The organism is Streptomyces violascens (assembly GCF_014649955.1).
Lineage (GTDB): Bacteria > Actinomycetota > Actinomycetes > Streptomycetales > Streptomycetaceae > Streptomyces > Streptomyces violascens.
The window spans coordinates 15,461-37,104 of sequence record NZ_BMUA01000001.1 but is presented as its reverse complement, the minus strand read 5'-3'; the positions used below and the strand labels follow the sequence as shown (position 1 = coordinate 37,104).

Below are 21,644 nucleotides of genomic sequence, written 5' to 3'. Positions count from 1 at the left end.
GAGCGCCGCACCTGGCCTTGTTCGAATGCCTGCCTGGAGAGGCTGGCGCTGGGAGTCGCATGACCGCCGACAGTTGGTGAAGCAAAAGGGGATGGAACCATGGACGCAGCGCAGCCGTCACCCGAAAAGATCATGCAAATCGCTACGGGGAACTGGGCGGCCAGCATCCTCGCGGTCGGCGCGATCCACTCCGTCTTCACACACCTGGACAACGGCTCGGCCACACCGCAGGACGTGGCCAAGCAGGCCGGAATTTCAGTGCGGGGGTCCCAGGTACTTCTGGACGGCCTGGTCGGCCTCGGACTGGTCGAGGTGAGCGACGGCGCGTACCGCAACTCGCCCGAGGCTTCCGCTTTCCTGGTGGAAGGCAAGCCCTCCTATTTCGGGGCCTTCGCCAGGCACCAGTTCATGGACATGGCGCGCTGGTCGACACTTCCCGAGGTGGCCAGGACGGGGGACCCCGTCGCTCCGGACACTGCTGACGTGACCGAGAATCCATTCTGGGAGTCGCTTGTTCCCGCGATCGCCCCGCTGTCCGTGCCGTCTGCGCTCACGGCCGCCGAGAAGCTCGACCTGGCGCAGGCCGGCGCGGTCTCCGTTCTCGACGTCGGGGGCGGTTCGGGCATCTACTCCGTCGTCTGGCTGGGCATCAACCGCCAGGCACGGTCCACCCAGATCGACTGGGCCAACGTCAACCGGATCGCGGTCGCCTTCACGGCCCGACACGGTGTCGCAGAGCGCTTCCGCACGATCGACGGTGACTTCCATACAGTCGACTTCGGCACCGCCGAGTACGACGTCGGCGTCTACTCGCACCTGGCCCATCAAGAGACCCCGGACGACAACGTGGCCGTCTTCCGCAAGTTCCGCAGCGCCCTCAAGCCGGGCGGGACGCTGGTCGTCAACGACTTCGTCGTGGACGACGGCCGGACCGGGCCGCCCTTCTCACTGATCTTCCACTCGATGATGCTCCTGCAGACCCGCCACGGGTCGACATGGACCAAGCACGACTACGAGGTCTGGCTGCAGGAAGCGGGATTCACCGACATCTCGTTCCACCCCACGCCCTCTCCCGCAACCCTCGTCCTCGCACGGTAGTCGGCCGAGCCAGGTACGCCAGGCGGCGTGAGGCGGTTGCGCAGGAGAGCCTTCGAGACGCCGCGAGGCAGGCTCGGAGTCTGATCGGGTGGAGGAATGCCACCGCATCCATCCGGTGGCTGCGGTGACAGCCTCGTCGTGGCGCTCGGGTCGGCGGGGTACACCCCCAGAGCGCTCCGGTGATCGGCTGTGGTCAGGAAGTGACGACGTTGAACGCCGGGTAGATCTTCGGCTTCGCGTCCGTGACGCCGACCTCCTTGAGCATCGGCATGAGCACTTCGCCGAACTTCTTGAAGGCTTCCTCGGACTGCCAGACGTCCACGACGAACCAGCCGCCCGGCGGGGGTGCACCGGCGCACTGGGGCCGCACCGTCAGTTGTCGCCTGAATGTGCGATCCAGGGTGCGAGTTGGGCTGCTGACCTGGAGTCTCGGGTCAGCGGGCCGCCTGCCTGCCCACCACAGGGTTGTGGGTGTGCTGTCCATCGACGCGGGACGGCACAGGGCTGCGGCCGAGGACAGCCGGCTCCCGCAGAACCGGTCCGGCGCCAACTCGTCGAACAGCCGCCTTCCTCCCCCGGGCAGGCGCACCGATCGCAGGGCCCCGCCATAGGCGAATTCCAGGGGCCCTGCGGCCGTTCCCGGCCCCGGCACTACCGCCACACAAAACCCGAACCCCCACCCTGCAGCCAGGCGTTGATCGCTATGTGGTGATGACGCAGTACTGCTCTCCGCCCGTCTGGGCCAGGAACTGCCGCGCCAGCCCGTCCGCGGGGGCTTCCCTCGGCGCTGCCGGAATGGGTTCACCAGGCGCTGGGGGGGGCGGGCCGTCCTTGCGCGGACTACTGGAGGATGCCGCGGAGCGGGGAGATACACCCGGCGATTGAGGTCACTCACGAGGCTCCCTCGTCGCCGTCTTCGGGGTTGTCGACGGTGGGAAGAACTGGCGGAGGGGCAGGAGCAGCCCGGCGAGCGACAGCGCGATGAACACCGCCTGGTGGACGTGGTCCTTGCCCGGCGGCAACCCGCCCACGAGGTGCGCGACCCAGAAGGCCGGGTAGTACCACAGCACGAGCCATGCCCACCGTTCCCGGCGGCGGAACGGGACCAGGGCGATGAGCACGCCGAAAAGGCCCATGCCGGTCGCCGCGACACCGTCGGCCCGCATGAGCCGCTCGTCGCCGGACGAGGGCGCCATTGCGGCGATGACGCCGAAGGCCAGGATGGCGACGCCGACGACGGCCAGGCAGATCCATGCAACCTTCACACGGGTGTTCTCGCGCTCCACAAAATGGACCTACCCGCGGTGGGCTGGGTGCACTCCAACACCGGAGCCGTCACATGAAGCCGGCTCCGCAGCACGAGGGCACGACAGGCCTGTGGACCTGCGGTGGCACACGCCCCCTCCCTCCTGCGCTGTCACCGGGCCGCGATAGCGGTCAGGGCCGCAGCGCTGATGGGGAGCGGATTCCTGCGGAGGGGTGAAACGGGCCGTTCAGCTGCGTCCCGGGGCGATGGTCAGACGACCTGGAAGTTGGCCATCATCGCCATGTCTTCGTGTTCGAGGTTGTGGCAGTGGATCATGTAACGGCCCTTGTAACCGTCGAACCGGGCCAGGACTTCGACCACTTCGTACGGGCGGACGTCGACGGTGTCCTTCCAGCCCGCGTCGGAGGCGGCCGGCTGTTTGCCGCCGCGGGACAGGACCTGGAAGTGCGCCAGGTGGAGGTGGACCGGGTGGTGGAAGTCGCTGCTGAAGCGCCATCGCTCGACCGAGCCCAGGCGGGGACTGGCCAGTACCTCAGAGCTGTTGAACGGCCTGCCGTTGATGGTCCACATCGCCGTCTCGCCGGGGCCGTTGGTGCGCCGGAAGTCGAAGTGCCGCACCGGGACGGACGCGCTGCGCTCCAGGGGGATATCTTTCGCGAGCCGGGCCGGGATGCGGCTGTCGTCCTTCTCCTTGCGCGTGACGCGGAAGCGCATCACGTTGCGCATCCCGCCGTCGGCGAGGGTGTTGACCAACAGCACCTCGGTGTCCACCGGACATGCCGAGAAGTCCACGACCACGTCGAAGCGTTCGGCGGGGGCCATCGGCACGGCGTCCAGATGCTGCGGGGCGGAAAGCAGGCCCGCGTCGCTGCCGATCTGCACGAAGCGCAGAGCGTGGCACTGGTCCGTTTCCAGCTTCAGCTGGTAGCGGCGGGCATTGGAGGCGTTGAGCAGCCGGAGGCGGTACTTCGTGTTCGCGACCTCCAGCACGGGCCACGGAGCCCCGTTGACGAGCTGCACATCGCCCAGCACGCCGTCCATGTATGCCTGGTCCACCCCCGGTGTGCCGACGCAGCTCGGCGACACGGCGGGGTAGCGGAATGATCCGTCCGCCTCGAAGGCCCGGTCGCAGAGCATCAGCGGGATGTCCTTGTCGCCCTTGGGCAGCGGGAGTGCTTCCTCTTCGTCGTCGTGGACGAGGAACATCCCGGCCAGGCCGCGCCAGACCTGCGGTGCGCTGAAGTCCATCCGGTGGTCGTGGTACCAGAGCGTCGCCGCGCGCTGGTGCAACGGGTACTCGTACGACTTGTAGCCCTCCGACACCTTCCAGTCGCCGGACGGCACATGCATCCCGTGGGATCCGCTGTGTCCCTGGTAGGCGCCGCTGCGCAGGGCGGCGCCGCACTGCACGGGGATGAGGAGGTCGGTCGGGTAGCCGTCGGAGTCGGACGGGGTGACGCCTCCGTGCAGGTGCATGGAGGTGGGCACGGACAGCTTGTTGGACACCTCGACGACCATCGTGCGTCCTGAGCGGCCGACGAAGGTGGGGCCCGGGAAGATGCCGTCGTAGCCCCAGACCTTCGTCTTGGTGCCGGGCAGGATCTCGACGGCCGCTTCCCGCTGCGTGAGCCGGTAATAGTCCGCGCTGGCCGCACTGCGCACCGGCTGGGCGCGGGGCGGTATGGGCAGGGCTCCCGTGAAGGGTTTGGGCAGCGGCAGGGAACTGGTCAGGAGGGTCCCTGTTTTCGATCCCGTCACGGCAGCGTACGTCGCCGCGCCGATCGGGACGGCGAGCCCCACACCGGCACCCGCCGCCAGGCCGAGAAAACGGCGGCGCGAGGTCACTTGTCCGCCTCCCGCTCCGCGCGCGGCCTTCCGGCCGGCTGGAAGGAGAAGGCCCAGTACGTCAGTGCGGCTCCTGTGCCGAAGATGGCCATGCCCAGCGGTATGTGGCCGCCCAGCATCCGCGACTCGCCCAGCCCCTGCTGGATGCTCAGCAGCCCAAGCAGTCCGACGGTGAGCGCCGGCGGCCACCACGGCCCGCGCAGAGAACGCCAGATCACCACGGCAGCGATGGTCTGGACGACTACCAGCGCGCTCAGCATCTGCGCGTTGGCGGCGTGCCACGCCAGCAGGCCGACATCCCCTGTAACAAACAAGCCCGCCAGAGCGGCCTGGAGCAAGGAATCGAGGAGGAACAGGACGGCCGTTGCCCGCAACAGCCGGATCGGCCACCGCCGGAGCCGGGACACCGACGGCACGGCATCCGCCCCCACTTCGGTCGTGGGGATGCGCAGCATGGCCGTTCTCCGTTCGTCGTATCCCGTCGCGTGGGACGGGCCGAGAGCAGTCACCGAGTCGCTGCCGCGGCACTGCGGGTGCGCTCGTATTCCTGGAAGCCGTCCTGGACCCCGAGGAAGATCTCACTGAACGCCAGATAGCCCTGGCTGATCAGCGGCGAGTCGCGCAGTTCCTCGATGAGGAAGTAGTAGGCGCGCAGGTCCTCGGTCTCCAGCACAGCGAAGTCGGTCACGCGGGTGTGGAACGCCTCGGCGTCGAAGAAACGGGCCGCGATGCGGTCCGCGTACGCGGCGAAGACCGGCTCGATGTGCGCGGTGCGCATCGCGTTGCGCTCGGCGCGGGACAGCGCCAGCCAGCGCGTGGTGACGGTGTAGGTCAAGACGATTCCGTACTTCATGGACTCCCCCGATCAATGGGCAGCTCTGCCGGGCGGACGTCGCCGACGACCGCCAAGGCGCCAACCTCGCCCCGTCTGCCTGCGGCTGAGCCCCGACCAGCAATTGCTAACACTGTTCACTTTCGAAGAAAGCTAAAGTGATTGGTGTTAACTTTGTCAAGCGGGGTCCAGTCCGGACCGCGCCCCAGCACCCTGTCCAGCGCCTACGCCGCGAAAGGCCACCCCGTTGACCAGTCGAGCCGCCCCCAGCCGCCGCCACCGAGTCCGCGAGCACGCCCTCGACGAGATCCAGCGCACCGCGCGGCGACTGCTGGTCGAGCAAGGACCGGCGGCCGTCACCCTGCGGGCCATCGCCCGCGAGATGGGCATGACAGCGCCCGGCCTCTACCGCTACCACTCCAGCCACCAGGACCTGATCCAGGCGCTGGCCTCCCACCTCTACGACGAACTCGCCACCGCACTGGCCGCCGCACGCGACGAACACCCCGCATCCGAGCCCGGGCAGCGAATGAGAGCGGTCTGCCGACAACTGCGCCGCTGGGCGCTCGCCCACCCCCGCGAGTTCGGCCTGCTCTTCGCCAAACCCCTCACCGACACCGACACCGCCCCCGGCAACGCCGCCCACGATCCCGGCTGGCGCTTCGGCGGCGTCATCCTCGAACTGATGGTGCAGCTGTGGCACCGCGGCGGCATCCACCCGCCCGCGGACCTCGACACCGCATGGATCACCCAACTCGAAGAAGTACGCGAACACTTGGCGGGCGAAGACGTCCCCCTGAACGTCATCTACGTCTTCGTCGCCAGCTGGGCCCGCCTCTTCGGCGCCGTCGCCGTCGAAGCCTTCGGCCACCTCGACTTCGCGCTGACCAACCCCGAACCCCTCTTCGAACACACCCTCCAGGACATCCTCACCGCCCTCGGCGACCCCACCGGCTGAACCACGCCCTCGAACCCTCGGGACCGATGCTCGGACAATCCCGCCGGCCCGCGCCTCCGGCGGCATGACAGGCGAGGAGCTGGCGGCCGAGCGCCCCATGGATGACCGGCCGGCCACACCGGCGTCATCGACCACCTACGGGAGATCAGCGACGCGAGCAACCCGGCGTGCCCCCGCCAGAATGACGCACCCAACACCAGCGACGGGGCAACAGTCCAGGAACTGCGGACATCCATCCGGGCAGCAGTACCGAAGGAGTGCTCCGAGCGGGCGGGTAGGCAATCCGAGGCCTGGCCGGTCTCACGGTGGCTCTGGCAGCCAGCGGGGGCGGGGCCCCACGCGGGCGGCTCGCGCTGGCTCCGCCAGGCGTTCGATGGCGGCTGTAGCCACCCCGCGGGGCCACGGCGAACCGCCCGAGCCGCTCACGGTATGCGGACGTGCGGGCGTGGCTGCGCGGGGAGTCCGGTTCTTCGCGTCACACCAGCCTTACACGCCGCCCTTGAAGAATCCCATGGTCGCGGCGGCCAGGTGATGCCCCGGCCCCGGGTCAGCTCTTCACGCCCGTGCGCCGCCGCGTCCTGCCAGCCTTCCGCCCGGCGGTCTTCGACGGCTGGGGCCAGGAGTGCAGCGCACCCGCTCCCGGGAAGCCATCAGGGGTGACGGCTTCCGGCTGGTCGGCACCGGACACGCCAGCGTCTTCGCCACCGTGTTCCGCGACACTTTGTACTGCTGAGCCAACTCACAGCCGTAGCGCACTGAGCGCTCGGCTCCACGTCCGCTCCTGCGCTCCTTCCGAAGCCCCCCACCGCCGCGATCAACGGCGGTCGGCCTGGCAACGTTCCCCACTGGGGTTCCTTGTTCCATAATCCCCGACCAGCGGGCCGTCCCGGGCACATGTCGCGCTGCCCGCGCTGTTCGACAAGGCGGGCAAGGTGAGCCCCGAGCGGGCCGAGGCCTACCTCGCTGCCGTCCTCACCAACAGCGACAGCAGTGAGATCGCCGAGGTCTACGGATACAGCCACCGCCCCACCCCGGCGATGCACCCCGGCATCGGCGTCCTCTTCCGCAACGGAGCACGCATCTTTATGCCGTTCGTCCACACCGCCCAGCCCGGACAGGACCGCGGCCGCACCAGATTCCGCCTGCAGAGCGCCTTCTGACCGCGCACTCGTGTGGACGTGCGAACCGGCTCTTTCCAGGTTCGGGGCTGTCCGGGCGAGTACCCAGGTGTTGCGGCCGGTCGCCAACGTGCGGGACGACCGGCCGCCGCGAGCGCTCTCGGGAGCACTCCCGTTCACCGTAGAACGCGGCGCGCTCCCCCGCCCGTTGTCACCCCGCCGGACGGGCGGAAGCACGGCCAGGAGAGGGACAACCCGTGTCATACAGCTGGGGGCCGCTTCAACTCTGTCTGCCCGGGGCGGGGTCAGGTGAGGTCAGCTCAGTGGAACGGTCAATGACGCGCCTTGAGCACCGCGCTCATCCGTCGGATCCGCGACTGCCGCCACCTCGACCAGCTCCGTTACGACACCGCCCTCGCCAGAGGCTGGCCGATCGCGACCGGTGCCGTCGAAGACGCCTGCCGTCATCTGATCGGCGACCGCCTCGACATCACCGGCGCCCCGCTGGGGACTCACCGGCGCCACGGCCGTCCTCCCGCAACGGCACCCGTTCGAAGACGGTGCTGACGTCGGCCCGGTAGAGGTGAGGGTGCCCCGGGACGTGGCCGGCACGTTCGAGCCGCAGATCGTCAAGAAGCGTCAGCGCCGGCTGACCGGCGTCGACGAGATGGTGCTCTCGCTGTCCGCGAAGGGGCTCACCCACGGCGAGATATCCGCGCACCTGGCCGAGGTCTACGGCGCCGAGGTGCCCAAGCAGACCATCATCACGATCACGGATCGGCTTGCAGATGCACAGTCCGTCCATCCACTTCCTCAAGCCCGTCGACCGCGTCCGCATCGAGGACAGCCCAGCGGAGTGGGAGTTCTGTGCGGTCGGTGCCGCGCCGGGCGACGGGCCGGAGGGCTCCCGCTACCTACTGTCGGTGGCCGGCTGACCGGCCGCGTTCCGCCTCGGCCGCCGTTCCGGCCCGACGACGTGATCGTCATCCGGTGCGTGGCGGCCGAAAAATTCTCGCGGTCCGGGGGCAACCTTTTCGGGGGCGTTGGCAACTGGGTGTTGTCCGGACCGGGTGGTCCGGACAGAGGCAACGGCTGAAAGAGAGCACCGAAATGTTTCCTCGTCCATCCGCGTCGTCGGAGGCGTCGCCCGGCGGCGGTCGCGCCCGCCGTCGTCGCCGTGGTCGCCTGTCGTTCCGCTCAGCCGTTCCGGGGCGACGGCAGGGGCATCGTGGCCGTCGGTTGTACCAGCGTCGGAGTCTGTGGGCGGCCGTCGTCCTGGCTGTCGTGGGCGGTTCCGTGGCCGTGGTCAACACGGCCTCGGCGGGAGTCGTGGACACGAAGGGCTGGTACGTGCTGGTCAACCGCAACAGCGGCGAGGTGCTGGACGGCCTCTCCTACGCCACGTACGACGGTGCGGCGGTGGTGCAGTGGGGCCGTAACGGCGGGACCAACCAGCAGTGGCGGTTCATCGAGGCGGGTGACGGGAACTACCGGCTACAGAACCGGAACTCCGGCAAGGTGCTGGACGACTACGGCTGGTCGAAGACCGCCGGCTCCGCCATGGTGCAGTGGCGCGACCACAACGGCGCCAACCAGCAGTTCCACCTGGAGAAGTCGTCGGACGGCTACGTGCGTTTGATCAATCGCTTCAGTGGCATGGCCGTAGAGGTCCAGAAGGGCTCCAAGGCCGACGGGGGCAGCGTCGCCCAGAACCGCGACGGTGGCGGCGCCAACCAGCAGTGGAAGCTCGTCCCGGCCGGGAGCACGGGCAGCACCGGCACGCCCCCCGCGACGGGCGGCAGCGCTCCCGCAAGCCAGACGCCGAGCGGCACGCGCCCGTCGTCGCCGTCGTCTCCCGCGGCCGGTGGCGGCAGCTCGGCGAAACGCTTCATGGGCAATAGCACGGTATTCGTCGGCGGGTCGATGTCCGACGCCTCGGCGGCCGCCGCTCCGTTCGACGTGCGGTACGCCTATGTGCACAGCCAGCCCGCGCCCTCGCCGGCCTACTACTCGGCATCGCGTTGCCAGGTCGCGTGGTCGAGCTGGTGGGGCTGCTGGACTGGCAGCACCACGGCACCGGGCACGTACGTGACCTATCGGGACGCCCAGGCGGCCCAGGCGACATACAAGGGCAGCCCGCGCCCGCAGAAGATGCTCTGGACCTGGTACTCGCTGCGCGACCTCGGGGATGCGGCAGGCCAGGGCGACGGTCCCGGCGAGGTCGTGGCCATCAACAGGGTGGACCTGCTCACCCGGTACATGAACGACTACCGCTTCTTCCTCCAGAAGATCGGCAACTCGCACGACATGGTCGACCTTGAACCAGATTTCTGGGGCTACGTCCGGTCGCTCGGCGATCCGCACAAGGTTCCCGCGCAGGTCTCGGGCGCGAATCCGACGGACTGCGGATCACAGGAGAACAGCGCCGCCGGACTCTCCCGCTGCCTGATCTCGATGGCCCACAAGTACGCGCCGCACACCGCCCTGGGGCTCCACCTCACTTGCTGGGACTGGCAGAACAACACCCAGGGATGCGTCAAGGACTACGCGAGCCTCGGGGCACAGAACGCCGACTTCCTGGTCACCGACGTGTCGGACCGCGACGCGGGCTGGTACGCACAGCCGGCCCACGGCGGCCGTGACACCTTCTGGACCGACCAGAAGGCCGCCGCCGCGCTGAGGTTCTACAAGACGATGGCCGAGTCCGTGGGCAAGCCGGTGGTCCTGTGGCAGATCCCCGTGGGCAACATGGCGCAGAACAACACCCTCAACCACTACAAGGACGACAAGGTCGACTGGTTCTTCGCGCACATGGATCAGGTGGCGAACGCGCATGTAGCCGGCCTGCTGTTCGGTCCGGGGCAGCAGGAACAGACATCGGTCGAGACCGACGGCGGAAACCTGATCAGCAAGACCATCGCCTATCACAACTCGGGCGGTACAGCACTCAAGTAGACGCACACAGCCGGTCGGCCCGCCCGACGGAGCCGCGTTCTTCCCCTCCGTCACGCCGAGGACTCCTCGGCTTGTGCCGACCGGCTGCTCGCCCCGGCCACGCAGCCGGCCCGGTACCGGCAGCAACGGGCGGACCACGGCCCACTCCCCGTCCGCCATATCGGTCGGATACCGGCGCTCACGCACCGGATTGTCGGCGTCGTTCCCGAACCGGTGAGTCAAACAGGCACACCCAGGGGTGGCCGAACGGGACTGCCCGGCCATCGACACGCCAGACTGCGACGCCCGGGGAAGCGGCATTCGGTGCAGGTCGCCTTCGCGGAAGTCGGCATCTGGCAGGCACAGCACGATCTTGTTGCCCCGTCTCTCGGCGGCCGGGGATCCTCGCGATCAACGTCCCTCAAGCTGAGGCGCACCGAGGTAGATCAGCGAGAACGGGCCCCGGCTGGCTGCCGTGACCCGCTCTCCTTTCCGTGCCGCCGAGGGGACCCCACGTCCCCCGCAATCAGGCGGCTCCCCCGTGACCCGACGGGGCGCTCATTCCATGCGTGACGTGTGCGGGTGTCGCTCAGCTCGCGCTGACGGCGCTGGTGCCCTCGGGGGTGCCCCAGCCGGTCGGGCCGTCGTAGCCGGGGCCGGCGGTGCAGAAGTGCGACGTGGAGCAGGAGCCGTTGCTGCCGCTGGTCACGTCGTTGAGGGCAGCGGTGCCGGCCTTGGCGTACGGGTACTGGGCCGGGTAGTCGCTGCTGCCCGGGGTGCCCGCCAGCGCATAGACGGAGGCGATGATCGGCGCGGAGGCGCTGGTGACGCCGTAGGTGTTCCAGCCGCTCGCCTGGTAAGTGTCGTAGACCGAGACGCCGACGGCGGGGTCGGCCACGGCGGACACATCGGCGATCATGCGAGTGGAGCAGCCGCTGTCGGTCTGCCAACTGGGCTTGGGATCGTTGGCAGAGCAGCCGGAGCCGGTGCCCTCGGTGCTTGAGGTGTGCCAGACGGACTCGGTCCAGCCGCGGCTGCTGGAGTCCTTGGACAGGGCGGTGCCGCCGACTGCGGTGACGTACTGGGAGGCGGCCGGGTACTCGGCGCCGTAGGCGCTGTCACCCGCGCTGGCAGTGATAGCGACGCCCGGGTGGTTGTAGTACTGGGAGTCGTACGTCGCGTCGGAGGAGGACTCCGCGCCGCCGTAGCTGTTGGAGACGAACTTGGCGCCGAGCTTGACGGCCTCGTTCACCGCGGTGCCGAGGTCGGCCTCGGAGGCCGACTTGGCCTCGACGAGGAGGATGTTGCAGTTCGCGCGCAGGTCGCGCTGACCATGTCGAGGTCGAGCGAGATTTCACCGGCCCAGCCGCTATCGGCGGTGGGGAGGTTGGACGACGAGCCGCCCTGGCCGACCGTGCTGAAGCAGCCGCTGTCGCCGGTGCAGGCCGCAAGGCCGTACTGCGAGCGGTAGGTGGCGAGGTCGGCCTCGGCGTTCGGGTCGTCGAAGGCGTCGACGATGGCGACGGTCTCGCCGGAGCCCTTGGAGGAGGCCGCGGAGGTCAGGCCGTAGGCCGACTGGATGGTTGAACCGCCCGCGGGAGGGTTCGGTGGTGTCCCACTTCATCTCGTTCTCCGGGTGATCATATTGAACTCCCGGTCGAGAATCGAGGAGTACGTCGAGTCCCCGAGCCTGCCCGAGGCCACGGCCGTACCGAAGTAGCGGCCACTGCCGGCCGCCGCAGCCGCCAGGGTCGGCGTCCCGGTCTTCGACGTGTGGGCGGCCTGGGCGACCAGCGGCACGGCGGCACCCGCGGCGGCGAGAACCACGGCGGCGGCGAGCACGCGGCGGGTTGCCGGACGGCGGCGATGAGAACGGTTCTGATCTGACAACGGCATGGCCCTTCTGGCGCAACGGGCCTTGATCCGGCCCTGGTTACCCGCCAGTTGCCGCCACGCGCACAAAGGTTGCCGTGATCGAGGTAGGAATTTCCACGCGGCTCTCCTCGACCATCGAGCTGTGCGGCAAGGGACTCGTCCCCTTGCCGCACAGCGGCGTTCACCGGGTCGGGACGAACCCTCCCCGGACCGACGCGGAGCCGCCCGTACCCTGCGCGTCGACGCGGTAGCCGTCGCCCGCGGCACTGCGCTCGCCGGTGGCGTGGTTGAACTGGGCGGCGAACTCATGGCTCCCGGCCGGCACGGTCAGGCCCGGCTTGAGGACCCAGCGGTAGACCAGTGTGCCGTCGGTCTCCTGGGCGGTGACGGTGAAGTCAGCACTCGGCAGGGTCTGCCAGGTGCCGGTGTTCTTCACACCGCCGGTCTGCACGATCCGCATCTCGATCGTGAGCGAGGTGAGCGGCTGGGTCGTCTTGAGGACGAGGTTGCTCTGCGTCCAGTAGACGGTGCTGTGCGGGTCCACTGAGCCGGCCGACCACAGCGGCCCGTTCTGGTTCTTGCCGGCGGTTGGCGATGGGCTGGTGGCCGGCGGAGTCGGGCGCGCGCTGCCCGGGGTGGTGGCCGGGGCAGGGGCGACGGGGGTGGGGCGGGCCGATGTCGGTTGCCGGGAGCTGACGGTCGGGGACGGGATGGCAGGCGTGGTCACGGTGGCCGGCGGCGACGAGGTCGCGACGATGGCTGCGACGGCGAGGCCGCCGGTCGCCAGGATGCCGGTGGCGGCGAGCCCGGCGAGCGCGACCCTGGTCCCGGACCTCGCGAACGGCCGCGCGCGGTGACGGACGGCGGGGCCGGCCATGCCGCGCTGCACCCGGGCCAGCACCCTCGCACGGTCGGGCCGGTGGGCCTCGGCGGCCTCGCGCAGCCGACGGGCGATCTCCTCGTTCACCGGTTCCTCCTCTCTGCCACCAGGTCCCCGACCGCTCGTGCGCCCAGTGTCCTTTCCAGCTCGGCCATTCCCTTCGAGGTCTGGCTCTTCACCGTACCGACCGAGATGCCGAGCGCTGCGGCCGTGTCCTTCTCCGACAGGTCGAGGGCGTGCCGCAGCACCACGCAGGCGCGCTTGCGGAACGGCAGCCGGGCGAGCGCCGCGCGGACGTCCAGCACGTCCGCCATGTCCGGGCCCTCCACCTTCTGGGGGCTGCGGGACCAGAACAGCGTGATCCGGCGTCGCTCGCGCACCGCGCTGCGGATCCGTCCGCGCGCCAGGTTGGCCACCACACCGCGAGCGTAGGCGAGCGGGTGGTCGGCCTGCCGCAACCGGTCCCAGCGCTGCCACAGGGCGAGCAGGGCATCCGCCGCGAGGTCGTCCGCCGCGTCGGTCTCGCCGGTCAGGAGGTGTGCTAGACGGGCGAGTTCGGCATAGTGGCGTTCGAAGAATTCGTGGAACTCCGCGGACGCGTCATTGAGGACCATCCCCCGGTCGCCCTCTCCTGGCCATGATGTGCGCGTTGGTTGCACATTTAACAACAACGGGGGGCGCAGCCTAACAGTGCCCAGCCCGGGATTCGAACGGCGCTCGCGCTCGGTGGGCCGGTGAAGGCTGACCGACCTGCTGGTCAATGCCGGGCGAACTGGACGCCGGTCGGCTGCGCGACGTCCGGCCGCACGACAATGCCGTCGACGGTCAGCTGCTCCCCGTAGATGTCGGCGATCCTCAGCGCCCCGCCACAGCCGGTGCCATCGGCGAACAGGAAGTAGTTGCAGTCGGTGCGGGACAGCCGCCGACAGCCGCCGACGGGCCGCACCTCCGGCGCGGCCACCGGGTTCCGGTGGCCTATCACCTGGATCCCGCACCACCACTTGGTGGACCCGGTCTTGTAGCCGGATGGCAATCGTGCACGGCCGCCCGCGCACCTGCGGTGGGCGCGTCGGCTGCCCGCCCGGCACCGGTTTCGCTCCCGGTGAGGACCGTCAGGGCCAGGCAGAACCAACGCACCGACGACCAGTAGCCCCAAGGGAAATGCCCGTGACCAGTCCGCGCCTGCGCCACGGTTGTGGCGCGGCGTGCTTCGTTGCCCTCATGCCCGTCCATCCGGTAGTTCGACTCGGCCTTCCGGCTCCCAGTTGCCGCAGGGGACGAGAAGGTTGCCGCCCCGACGCCGATTTCTCGGCGACCGGTGCTCGGCACGAAAGGGATCTGAAGAACATCGGATGCGGCGGCAACCTTTCCGTCCCGGGCGGCCACTCAGGGGTGCACCAAGCAAGGCGGGCGCACCACGCCGCCCGTCTCCACGCACTCCGATCGGGAGCCCCAACGTGTCACCTGACGACCCGACAACCACCGAGCAGCCGATGCCTCGGGGCCGTACGCACCGCCGTAGCCGAACGCGCCGCCACATCGTGGCGGGGACGGTGGCTGCCCTGCTGGCCGGGGCCGGCGCGGGCGTCCTGGCGCTCAGCGCGAACGCCGCGCCGACCGTGGACATCACGGTGGATGCCGGTACCTCCCTGGGCACGCTGCCCAGCACCGCTGTCGGCCTCAACACAGCGGTCTACGACTCGCACCTGAACGACACCACAGCGTCGGCGCTGATGAAGGCCGCCGGGGTCCGGCAGCTGCGCTATCCCGGTGGCTCCTACGCGGACGCCTACCACTGGAAGACCCACACCCTCGAAGACGGCGGCTGGGTCGCGCCCGGTACCGACTTCGACCACTTCATGGCGACCGCGAAGAAGGTCGGCGCCCAGCCCATCATCACCGCCAACTACGGTTCCGGCACGGCCCAGGAGGCCGCCGACTGGGTCAAGTACGCCAACGTCGACAAGCACTACGGCGTGAAGTACTGGGAGATCGGCAACGAGGTCTCCGGCAATGGGTACTACGGCAGCAAATGGGAGATCGACAAGCACGCGGACAAAAGCCCCAGGGAGTACGCGAAGAACCTCCTCGCCTACGCGAAGGCGATGAAGGCCGTGGACCCGAAGGTGAAGATCGGAGCGGTGCTCAACACTCCGGGATCCTGGCCGGACGGGGCGAAGGCCCCGGGCGACACCGCCGACTGGAACCACACCGTGCTCGCCATCGCCGGCAAGTCGATCGACTTCGCGATCATCCACTCGTACCCGAGCGCTTCCAGCACGGCGGACCTGCTGAACTCCCCCGCCCAGATCGCGGGTGTCACCTCCGCGGTGCGCTCGCTGCTCAACACGTACGCGGGTGCACACGCCGCCTCGGTCGAGATCGCGGTCACCGAGACCGACAGCACCCAGTCACCGGCCAACACCAGCCAGGCCGCAGCCCTGTTCGCATCGGACACGTACATGAACTGGCTCGAACACGGCGCCGTCAACGTCGACTGGTGGGACCTGCACAACGGCATGGGCAAGGCACCCACCACCGTGGGCGGCGAGACCGACTACCTGGACCAGGGCGTGCTCTCCAGCGGAAGCTGCGCCGGCGGGCACTGCGAACCGGCGCGTGAGACGCCCTTCCCCACCTACTGGGGCATCCGCTCGCTGACCGCGCTGGCCAGGCCCGGCGACACCATGGTCAAGGCGTCCTCCGCCAAGCAGTCGGTCGCCGTGCACGCGGTACGCACCCGCAACGGCGGCCTGAACGTGATGCTGATCAACAAGGACCCGCAGAACTCGGCGCAGGTGTGGCTCTCCTACACCGGATACACCCCGGCCCCCGGGAAGGCCACCACCGTCTCCTACACCAAGGGCGGCACCGCCCTTTCCACCACCGCCCAGGGCACAGCGGGCGGCCAGACGCTGCCGCCGTACTCGATCACGACGCTTCAACTGAAGCCCTCGTCGGCAGCCACCCCCGCCGACGCCCCGTCTCGTGCCGCCACCCCGGACACCGCCGCACCGGTCGCCCCGGCCTCCGGCACGATCGGCACCCGCGCACAGGCGACGGCGGCCGGCCCACCCGTCAGCCGGCCGGAGCAGAGCAACACGGCCGGTGGCCTGGCCTCCACCGGGACGAGCAACGCCGTCACCTACGGTGCCATCGCCGGCCTGCTGGCCCTGGCCTCCGGCTTCGTGCTGGTGCTTCGCGTACGCCGCAGCAGGGCATCGCACGGCAGGTGAACACGCGCAGGCGGCAGACGGCCCGGCAGCACCGCCACCCGCCCGTGGCATGTGCGCCGGGACACCGGCCGCCACACCGCTCGACGGCGTCGACGGCACTCGGGCCTTCACCGGCCGGGCCTCCTTCTTCCCGCCACTCACCGTGACATCACCGGTTCTCCCACGGCAACGTCCTCACCGGCAACGTCCAGGTCAGCGGCACCAACTGGCCGCAGGGCGCGCGGCAGGTCATCCAGCAGGCAGGCGTCCATCCGGCGGCCGGTGACGGCTTCCCGGCCGGCTACCACCAGTTGGTGGCTGGTAGCGACAGCCCGTGCCTGGACGTGCACGGCGGCTCCGGCAGCACGGACGCCGCGCTCGACCCGTGAACGCTCGACCAGTGGCCCTGCAGGGACGCCGGCGGCACCAGCCAGGACTTCACTCCCCGCTGGCCGCAGTAAGCGGCAGCTTGTTCAAACCCTCCGCTATCTCCCCCACTCCTGAGGAACGCATATGAAGAAGTACTCGGTACCTCTGGCCGCAGCGCTGACGGCCGCGCTCGCCATGGGCGCCGCGCTGCCCGCCGTGGCTGCCACCTACACCGGTGCGCGGCCGTCCGCCGTGCGGGCCGCCGCCCCCGCCCCCTTGCGGCTGATGCCGTTGGGCGACTCGATCACCTGGGGCGTCGGCAGCCCGTCTGGGAACGGCTACCGGGGCTTCCTGTGGAACCGGTTGGCGGCCGAGGGGCATGCCCTGGACTTCGTGGGGTCGGGCCGCAACGGCACGATGTCCGACCCGGACAACGAAGGCCACTCCGGCTGGCATATCGACCAGATAGCCGGCATCTCGGACTCCGTGCTGGCCCGGTACCGGCCCAACGTGATCACCCTGGAGATCGGCACCAATGATCTGAACGGCGGCTCTCAGGCTGAGTCCGCCGCCGAACGGCTCCATGCGCTCATCGACCAGATCACGGCGGACGCCCCTGACGCAACCGTCCTCGTCGGCACCCTGATCGTCTCCACCAGCAGCACCGAGGAGGCCACCCGCCCCGCGTTCAACGCCAAGCTGCCCGGCATCGTCCAGGCCGAGCAGGCTGCCGGCAAGCATGTACGCCTGGTGGACATGAGCGCTCTGACCACCGCGGACCTGTCCGACCCCTTCCACCCCAACGACAACGGCTACAGCAAGATGGCGGACGCCTTCAACGCCGGAGTCCAGGCCGCGGACGCGGCGGGCTGGATCAAGCCGCCGGTCTCCGCGGGCGGGCCGGTGCACTCCGGGATCGCGGGGAAGTGCCTGGACGTCAACGGCGGCAACAGCGCCAACGGGACAGCCACGCAGATCTGGTCCTGCAACGGCGCCGACGCGCAGTGGTGGTCCGCGCGCTCGGACGGCACCGTGCGGGCGCTCGGGAAGTGCCTCGACGCCACGGCCGGTGGTACCGCCAACGGCACCAAGATCGAGATCTGGGACTGCAACGGCGGCGCCAACCAGCAATGGCAGGCGTACAACGGCGGTTACCGAAACCCGGTCTCCGGCCGCTGCCTCGACGACCCCGGTGCGTCTGCCACCGACGGTACGCAACTGGTCCTGTGGGACTGCAACGGCAGCGCCAACCAGCAGTGGACCGCTCTACCGGTCTCCTGAGCCTCGTGAACCGACTCCACAAGCCGCCTGTCTGCCGCCGCGGTACGGGCCGCCCTGGCCGGGACGGCGGCCCCGCCGCCTATACGGCTTCCGGCACGCTGGGCGCGGCGGCAGCCGGCAGCGGCCGCTATTTCGGCACGGCCATGGCTGCTGGAAAGCTCGGCGACTCGACGTACTCCACGATTCTCGACCGGGAGTTCAACATGATCACCCCGAAGAACGAGATGAAGCGGGACACCACCGAACCCTCCCGCGGGCGGTTCAACTTCGCCCCAGCCGACTCGATCGTCAGCCACGCCACCGCGCACGGTCAGCGAATGCGCGGCCACACCCTGGTCTGGCACTCCCAACTGCCCGGCTGGGTCAGCTCCATCACCGACGCGAGCACCCTGCGCAGCATGATGAACAACCACATCACCACCGAGATTTGCCTGGACCAAGCGCGACGCTGCGGTCGGCTCGCTCGCGCCCGTGCAGTCGCCATCCTGCACGAATGACTGTGATGGCTACCGGTCGGTTGGTCGGTGTTGAGCCCGAAGCACGTCTGCCCATCGGGTCACGAGGGGGTAGGCGGGAACGGCTCCTGAGCTTGCGTGGGCTGGGCGCTCGGTCGTGGCTCGGACTGCGCCGGCGGCCTCAGGGTCGAGGTAGCGCAGGGCTGTCCTGGAGAAGGGCATGTTCCCGGCGACGGACAGGTCGATGCCCGTGAAGTAGCGGCGCATTTCGGGATCGGCGGTCTCCAGGGCTTTGTCACGCAGGAGCAGGTAGAGCGCGAGGATGCGGTCGCGGATGACGATGGCCTGCTCCCATGCGTCGTGGGAATTCAGGGTGGGATCGTCTGCCTGGAGGGCTGAGGCCAGGTTGTATTTGCGCTGTCCGAGGGCCTGTTCCTTGAAGTAGGAGTAGCGGTCGTTGTCGATTGCGGCGACCAGGAATCCCGCTTCGGACGCCGCGGTCACCAGGGGGGGAGATGAAGGTGGTCAGGTCGGGCTCGACGCTCTCGGCGATGCAGACCAGGGGCACCATGACGTCCAGTCCGGCGGTGAAGTACCGCATGGCCAGGTATTCGTTGACGCCGGGGGGGTGTGCCGCGTTCGCGGAGCGCGGTCTCCCAGACCTGGTTGAGCAGCCAGCTCTCGGTGGTGCGTGCGAAGAGGTGGAACTGGGCTTCGCCGAGCGCGGCGCGTAGGCGGGGCAGTGCGTCCTGGAAGGGTTCCTCGGCGGGGTCGAGGTCGTGCTGCCAGACGAGGGGGGGTGCGGGTCATGCGGGCGAAGCGGCCCACGGCCCGCACGGCGTCCGCCAGCGTCGCCTCCGGCGCGCTGGGGACTGCGATGTCGTTGGCGTACCAGCCCCAGGCCAGGTAGTCGGCCAGTGGCCGTTATGGCTGCCCGGGGCGTGTGGGGAAGCACGTGGGTGATCAGTGCCGAGGCGACGGCGGCATACAGGGCGGCCATCTCGGCGCTCCCGCCCACAGCAGGTCTGGGGCGCTCCCGAGCTGCGGGGCCATCGCTCCGGCGACCGGCCCCAGGCCCGGGACCATGCCCAGGCCGGCCAGACCGGCCTGGGCCATGACGGTGCTGGACGCGGACGGCCCCGCCTGAGTTGCACGGCCTTCGCCTGTGGGTGCTGCGGTGCCGGATACGGCGATCTCGGCCTCGTGGCGGCGCTGACGGTAGGAGGCCAGCAGCCTGTCGAAACGCTTCAGTGCGGCCTGCTGACGCCCGAGTTGGACGCTGATCGTCTCCATGGCTTCGATGACGCTGTGCACGTCGTCGTCGAGGTAGGCGGTCACGGCCTGCCGCTCCCGTGCTGTGGTCTCCCACTGGCGCACCAGCGACGTCTTGCCCACCCCGGCCTGGCCGTGCACGTGGAAGAGGTACTGGAATGCCTCACTGATCGGATCACGGTCCAGGTTTTCCCTGAACGCACCCAGCTCGCCTTGCCGTCCGATGAAACCGCTTTGGCGACGGCGGGACGGATCTCTGGCTCGCTACCGGGGTGCTGGGGTGTGGTGAGGATCAGCCAGGCACGAGCAGAGCTCTGGCACAGCCAGTGCGCCGTGTGCTCGGCGATGGGTGCGAGATCGGGTGAGTGACTGGCGCACGCGCCCGGCTCGGGCGGGCCCGGCGGGAAGCCGCGGGCTCAGGGTGGGGCAGGGTTCAGCTCGCGGGGTCGCTCGGGTGGCGGTCCGTGCCGCCACGGCGCAGCAGTCCGTAGGCCCAGCGCTCGTTGAGGCCCGCGAGGAAGCCGATCGTGCCCCAGAAGAAGAACGCCTTGATCAGGGCCTCGTGGTCGGCCATGGACAGCGGGCCCGCACCGCACAGGCCGGCCGGGGTCGCGGGCGGCGCGAAGATCGTGAGGACGCCGCCGTTGATGAGCAGGAACAGCGAGGTGGCCAGGAACCAGCCGACCACCACCCGATACCAGCCCTCCTGCCTCATGATCTGGGCGAGTTGGCGGGGGTCGGCGGGTATGTTCCGCACCCCGCCGCGGCCCGGCGCCCGGTGCATCAGCTGGTAGGCGTTGCGCAACCGGACGATCACGCTGAACACCGCGCCGAGCGCCCCGCCCGCGAAACACACCAGGGCGTGCATCAGGCTCAGCTGTTCCGGGCAGGCGAGCCTGCTGTCGAACAGCGCGGGCACCGCCTCGCCCACGGCGAACGCGAGGACCAGCACGACCGGGCTGAGCACCATGCCGAAGGCGAGCCCGGTGTTGAGCCCGCGACCGCTGGCCAGCGCCGCGTCCGCGTCCAGACGCCGGGCCGCGGCGTCGGCCTCGTCCCCCAGCCGCTCGGCGGCCGCGGCCCGCGTCTCGGCGTGCTCGACCGACGCCATCCGCACCCCGCCTCGCACCGCCTGCTCGAGCGCCCGGCACACATCCTCACGGGTGCGCCGCTCGAAGGCCCGCTGAGCCGCCGCGTAGAGCTGCTCGATCCGGTCGAGCTGCTGCGGCTGCCACCGCCACAGCCGCTGCAGATCGGGCGCGTTCTCGGCGAACCCGAGCGCGTCGGCCAGCGTTCTCGGCTCGGACGCGGGCGCCCCGGCCAGCCATTCCCCGATCCGCCGTACCCGACGTGTCCTCTGCGCGCCCACGCGTCCCACCGCCCCCTCGTCCGCCGGGGCAGTCCTCATGTCGCAAACCCCTTGGGGGGGAACATTAGTTGGAGAACGGCCCGGGGCGCTCCCGGGCACTGGCCACGCCGGGTCGGACCCGCACTCCGGAAACCAGGCGATACATCACTTGGCGCAGCGTGACGCCGCCCTCGTAGCTCTCCACGATCTCCCGGGCCCGGTCCACCACGACCGGCCACCGGATCCGCTCCCATGCCATACCGGTACTTGTACTCGTGCCCTCCTTCGAGACCCTCCCCCGCTTCACCACCGACCTCCATCACCTCACCCCCGCCCAGCACCGGCGCTTCCGCCGCGTCGTCCTGGACGCCTTCGTCCCCGACCTGCGCACCGGCCGCCCCGGCTTACGGATCAAGGGCGTGCGCCGCGCCCCCGGCACCTACGAACTCACCTGGGCGCCGGACGGGCGCGCGACGTGGTCCTACGGCAAGGAGAAGTTCGCCGGCCCTCACATCGTGTGGCACCGGATCGGGACCCACAGCATCCTGGACCGCCCCCTGACCGAAGGCCGTCTTGTGGGCGCGGGCCACCAGTTGGTTGGCTGATCGTCCCGAACATCAGGAGGGGACACCACGTGGCAGCGAACGAGACCGTGCCCGAGTCGGAGCACCTGAAGTCGCTGATTATCAGCACCGCGTCGGCGCTGTGGGAGGACAAGGCGGCGCCGGGCAAGTTCCTCGACGTCGTCCGGCGCAGCGAGACGTTCGCCCCGCTCGCCGACAGCATGGCGGAATCCCAGGCCCGGCCCGCGAAACCGTCGTTCTACGGCGTGAAGAGCCGCGAGTTCCAGGAGTGATGCGTCGGCCGGGCGCCCCGGCGGCGCAGGACGACCGCACA

At 69.7% G+C, this 21,644-nt stretch carries 20 protein-coding genes and 6 pseudogenes; 12 read left to right on the top strand and 14 right to left on the bottom strand.

What is annotated here, in order from left to right; genetic code table 11:
* The first annotated feature begins 99 nt into the window (after positions 1-99).
* A complete protein-coding gene (locus tag IE206_RS00185; protein ID WP_189959332.1) occupies positions 100-1,098 on the top strand; it encodes a methyltransferase in 999 nt (332 codons plus the stop codon).
* A gap of 193 nt (positions 1,099-1,291) precedes the next feature.
* Here IE206_RS00185 and IE206_RS00180 read toward each other — a convergent pair whose 3' ends face one another.
* The 5 genes from IE206_RS00180 to IE206_RS00160 all read right to left on the bottom strand — a co-directional run bounded on the left by IE206_RS00180 (position 1,292) and on the right by IE206_RS00160 (position 5,063).
* A complete protein-coding gene (locus IE206_RS00180) occupies positions 1,292-1,468 on the bottom strand; it encodes a hypothetical protein (RefSeq protein WP_189959330.1) in 177 nt (58 codons plus the stop codon).
* A gap of 517 nt (positions 1,469-1,985) precedes the next feature.
* Entirely contained in the window at positions 1,986-2,363 is a 378-nt protein-coding gene (locus IE206_RS00175; RefSeq protein WP_189959329.1) for a hypothetical protein, read from the bottom strand.
* A 251-nt stretch (positions 2,364-2,614) separates the two neighbouring features.
* Entirely contained in the window at positions 2,615-4,210 is a 1,596-nt protein-coding gene (locus tag IE206_RS00170; protein ID WP_189959327.1) for a multicopper oxidase family protein, read from the bottom strand.
* Positions 4,207-4,665, bottom strand: a complete 459-nt coding sequence (locus IE206_RS00165; RefSeq protein ID WP_189959318.1) for a hypothetical protein — start codon at positions 4,663-4,665, stop codon at positions 4,207-4,209. Before IE206_RS00165 ends, IE206_RS00170 begins: the two co-directional genes overlap by 4 nt.
* 50 nt (positions 4,666-4,715) lie before the next feature.
* A complete protein-coding gene (locus tag IE206_RS00160; protein ID WP_189959316.1) occupies positions 4,716-5,063 on the bottom strand; it encodes a darcynin family protein in 348 nt (115 codons plus the stop codon).
* Between the two features lie 226 nt (positions 5,064-5,289).
* On the opposite strand from IE206_RS00160, the gene IE206_RS00155 reads away from it, so the two are divergent.
* The 6 genes and pseudogenes from IE206_RS00155 to IE206_RS00135 all read left to right on the top strand — a co-directional run bounded on the left by IE206_RS00155 (position 5,290) and on the right by IE206_RS00135 (position 10,073).
* A complete protein-coding gene (locus IE206_RS00155) occupies positions 5,290-6,000 on the top strand; it encodes a TetR/AcrR family transcriptional regulator (RefSeq protein ID WP_189959314.1) in 711 nt (236 codons plus the stop codon).
* 932 nt (positions 6,001-6,932) lie between these two features.
* Entirely contained in the window at positions 6,933-7,160 is a 228-nt protein-coding gene (locus IE206_RS00150) for a hypothetical protein (RefSeq protein WP_189959312.1), read from the top strand.
* A gap of 342 nt (positions 7,161-7,502) precedes the next feature.
* Positions 7,503-7,680: pseudogene (locus tag IE206_RS43520) on the top strand (ISKra4 family transposase); the annotation flags it as partial.
* Positions 7,649-7,908: pseudogene (locus IE206_RS00145) on the top strand (transposase); the annotation flags it as partial. The pseudogenes IE206_RS43520 and IE206_RS00145, both read left to right, overlap by 32 nt.
* Complete coding sequence (locus IE206_RS00140) at positions 7,907-8,053, top strand: hypothetical protein (protein WP_189960814.1); 147 nt, start codon at positions 7,907-7,909, stop codon at positions 8,051-8,053. The pseudogene IE206_RS00145 and the gene IE206_RS00140, both read left to right, overlap by 2 nt.
* Before the next feature lie 349 nt (positions 8,054-8,402).
* Positions 8,403-10,073: an RICIN domain-containing protein gene (locus IE206_RS00135; protein ID WP_308433905.1), complete on the top strand. Its 1,671-nt coding sequence runs from the start codon at positions 8,403-8,405 to the stop codon at positions 10,071-10,073.
* 568 nt (positions 10,074-10,641) lie between these two features.
* On the opposite strand, the pseudogene IE206_RS00130 reads toward IE206_RS00135, so the two are convergent.
* The 5 genes and pseudogenes from IE206_RS00130 to IE206_RS00110 form a co-directional block, all read right to left on the bottom strand.
* Positions 10,642-11,645: pseudogene (locus IE206_RS00130) on the bottom strand (S53 family peptidase); the annotation flags it as partial.
* Positions 11,635-11,948, bottom strand: a pseudogene (locus tag IE206_RS00125) (endo-1,4-beta-xylanase); the annotation flags it as partial. The pseudogenes IE206_RS00130 and IE206_RS00125, both read right to left, overlap by 11 nt.
* A 160-nt stretch (positions 11,949-12,108) precedes the next feature.
* Positions 12,109-12,894 (bottom strand): hypothetical protein, encoded by a 786-nt coding sequence (locus IE206_RS00120; protein ID WP_189959310.1) that lies wholly within the window; start codon positions 12,892-12,894, stop codon positions 12,109-12,111.
* Complete coding sequence (locus tag IE206_RS00115) at positions 12,891-13,421, bottom strand: SigE family RNA polymerase sigma factor (protein ID WP_189959308.1); 531 nt, start codon at positions 13,419-13,421, stop codon at positions 12,891-12,893. The genes IE206_RS00120 and IE206_RS00115 overlap by 4 nt, the downstream gene beginning before the upstream one ends.
* Positions 13,422-13,564: 143 nt before the next feature.
* Positions 13,565-13,828, bottom strand: a pseudogene (locus IE206_RS00110) (expansin EXLX1 family cellulose-binding protein); the annotation flags it as partial.
* Positions 13,829-14,360: 532 nt separating this feature from the next.
* On the opposite strand from IE206_RS00110, the gene IE206_RS00105 reads away from it, so the two are divergent.
* The 3 genes and pseudogenes from IE206_RS00105 to IE206_RS00095 all read left to right on the top strand — a co-directional run.
* Entirely contained in the window at positions 14,361-16,043 is a 1,683-nt protein-coding gene (locus IE206_RS00105) for a cellulose-binding protein (RefSeq protein ID WP_189959306.1), read from the top strand.
* A gap of 492 nt (positions 16,044-16,535) precedes the next feature.
* Entirely contained in the window at positions 16,536-17,672 is a 1,137-nt protein-coding gene (locus IE206_RS00100) for an SGNH/GDSL hydrolase family protein (protein ID WP_189959304.1), read from the top strand.
* Positions 17,673-17,726: 54 nt separating this feature from the next.
* A pseudogene (locus IE206_RS00095) lies at positions 17,727-18,094 on the top strand (endo-1,4-beta-xylanase); the annotation flags it as partial.
* Positions 18,095-18,178: 84 nt separating this feature from the next.
* Here IE206_RS00095 and IE206_RS00090 read toward each other — a convergent pair.
* The 4 genes from IE206_RS00090 to IE206_RS00075 all read right to left on the bottom strand — a co-directional run bounded on the left by IE206_RS00090 (position 18,179) and on the right by IE206_RS00075 (position 21,006).
* Positions 18,179-18,631: a hypothetical protein gene (locus IE206_RS00090; protein ID WP_189959302.1), complete on the bottom strand. Its 453-nt coding sequence runs from the start codon at positions 18,629-18,631 to the stop codon at positions 18,179-18,181.
* Positions 18,632-19,090: 459 nt separating this feature from the next.
* Positions 19,091-19,624, bottom strand: a complete 534-nt coding sequence (locus IE206_RS00085; protein ID WP_189960698.1) for an ATP-binding protein — start codon at positions 19,622-19,624, stop codon at positions 19,091-19,093.
* A 208-nt stretch (positions 19,625-19,832) separates the two neighbouring features.
* Positions 19,833-20,807, bottom strand: coding sequence for a hypothetical protein (locus IE206_RS00080; protein WP_189959300.1), 975 nt, complete (start codon positions 20,805-20,807; stop codon positions 19,833-19,835).
* Between the two features lie 25 nt (positions 20,808-20,832).
* Positions 20,833-21,006, bottom strand: coding sequence for a hypothetical protein (locus IE206_RS00075; protein WP_189959298.1), 174 nt, complete (start codon positions 21,004-21,006; stop codon positions 20,833-20,835).
* 16 nt (positions 21,007-21,022) lie between these two features.
* Here IE206_RS00075 and IE206_RS00070 point away from each other — a divergent pair, with 16 nt between their 5' ends.
* Together IE206_RS00070 and IE206_RS00065 are read left to right on the top strand one after the other, a co-directional pair.
* Complete coding sequence (locus IE206_RS00070) at positions 21,023-21,352, top strand: hypothetical protein (RefSeq protein ID WP_189959297.1); 330 nt, start codon at positions 21,023-21,025, stop codon at positions 21,350-21,352.
* 29 nt (positions 21,353-21,381) lie between these two features.
* Entirely contained in the window at positions 21,382-21,603 is a 222-nt protein-coding gene (locus tag IE206_RS00065; protein WP_189959295.1) for a hypothetical protein, read from the top strand.
* The last annotated feature ends 41 nt before the right edge of the window (positions 21,604-21,644 follow it).

Bases quoted from the DNA above. Each gene is read 5' to 3' on its own strand.
- IE206_RS00115 (WP_189959308.1), bottom strand. From the start codon at position 13,421: ATGGTCCTCAATGACGCGTCCGCGGAGTTCCACGAATTCTTCGAACGC.
- IE206_RS00100 (WP_189959304.1), top strand. From the start codon at position 16,536: ATGAAGAAGTACTCGGTACCTCTGGCCGCAGCGCTGACGGCCGCGCTC.
- IE206_RS00165 (WP_189959318.1), bottom strand. From the start codon at position 4,665: ATGCTGCGCATCCCCACGACCGAAGTGGGGGCGGATGCCGTGCCGTCG.
- IE206_RS00185 (WP_189959332.1), top strand. From the start codon at position 100: ATGGACGCAGCGCAGCCGTCACCCGAAAAGATCATGCAAATCGCTACG.
- IE206_RS00160 (WP_189959316.1), bottom strand. From the start codon at position 5,063: ATGAAGTACGGAATCGTCTTGACCTACACCGTCACCACGCGCTGGCTG.
- IE206_RS00140 (WP_189960814.1), top strand. From the start codon at position 7,907: ATGCACAGTCCGTCCATCCACTTCCTCAAGCCCGTCGACCGCGTCCGC.
- IE206_RS00080 (WP_189959300.1), bottom strand. From the start codon at position 20,807: ATGAGGACTGCCCCGGCGGACGAGGGGGCGGTGGGACGCGTGGGCGCG.
- IE206_RS00075 (WP_189959298.1), bottom strand. From the start codon at position 21,006: ATGGCATGGGAGCGGATCCGGTGGCCGGTCGTGGTGGACCGGGCCCGG.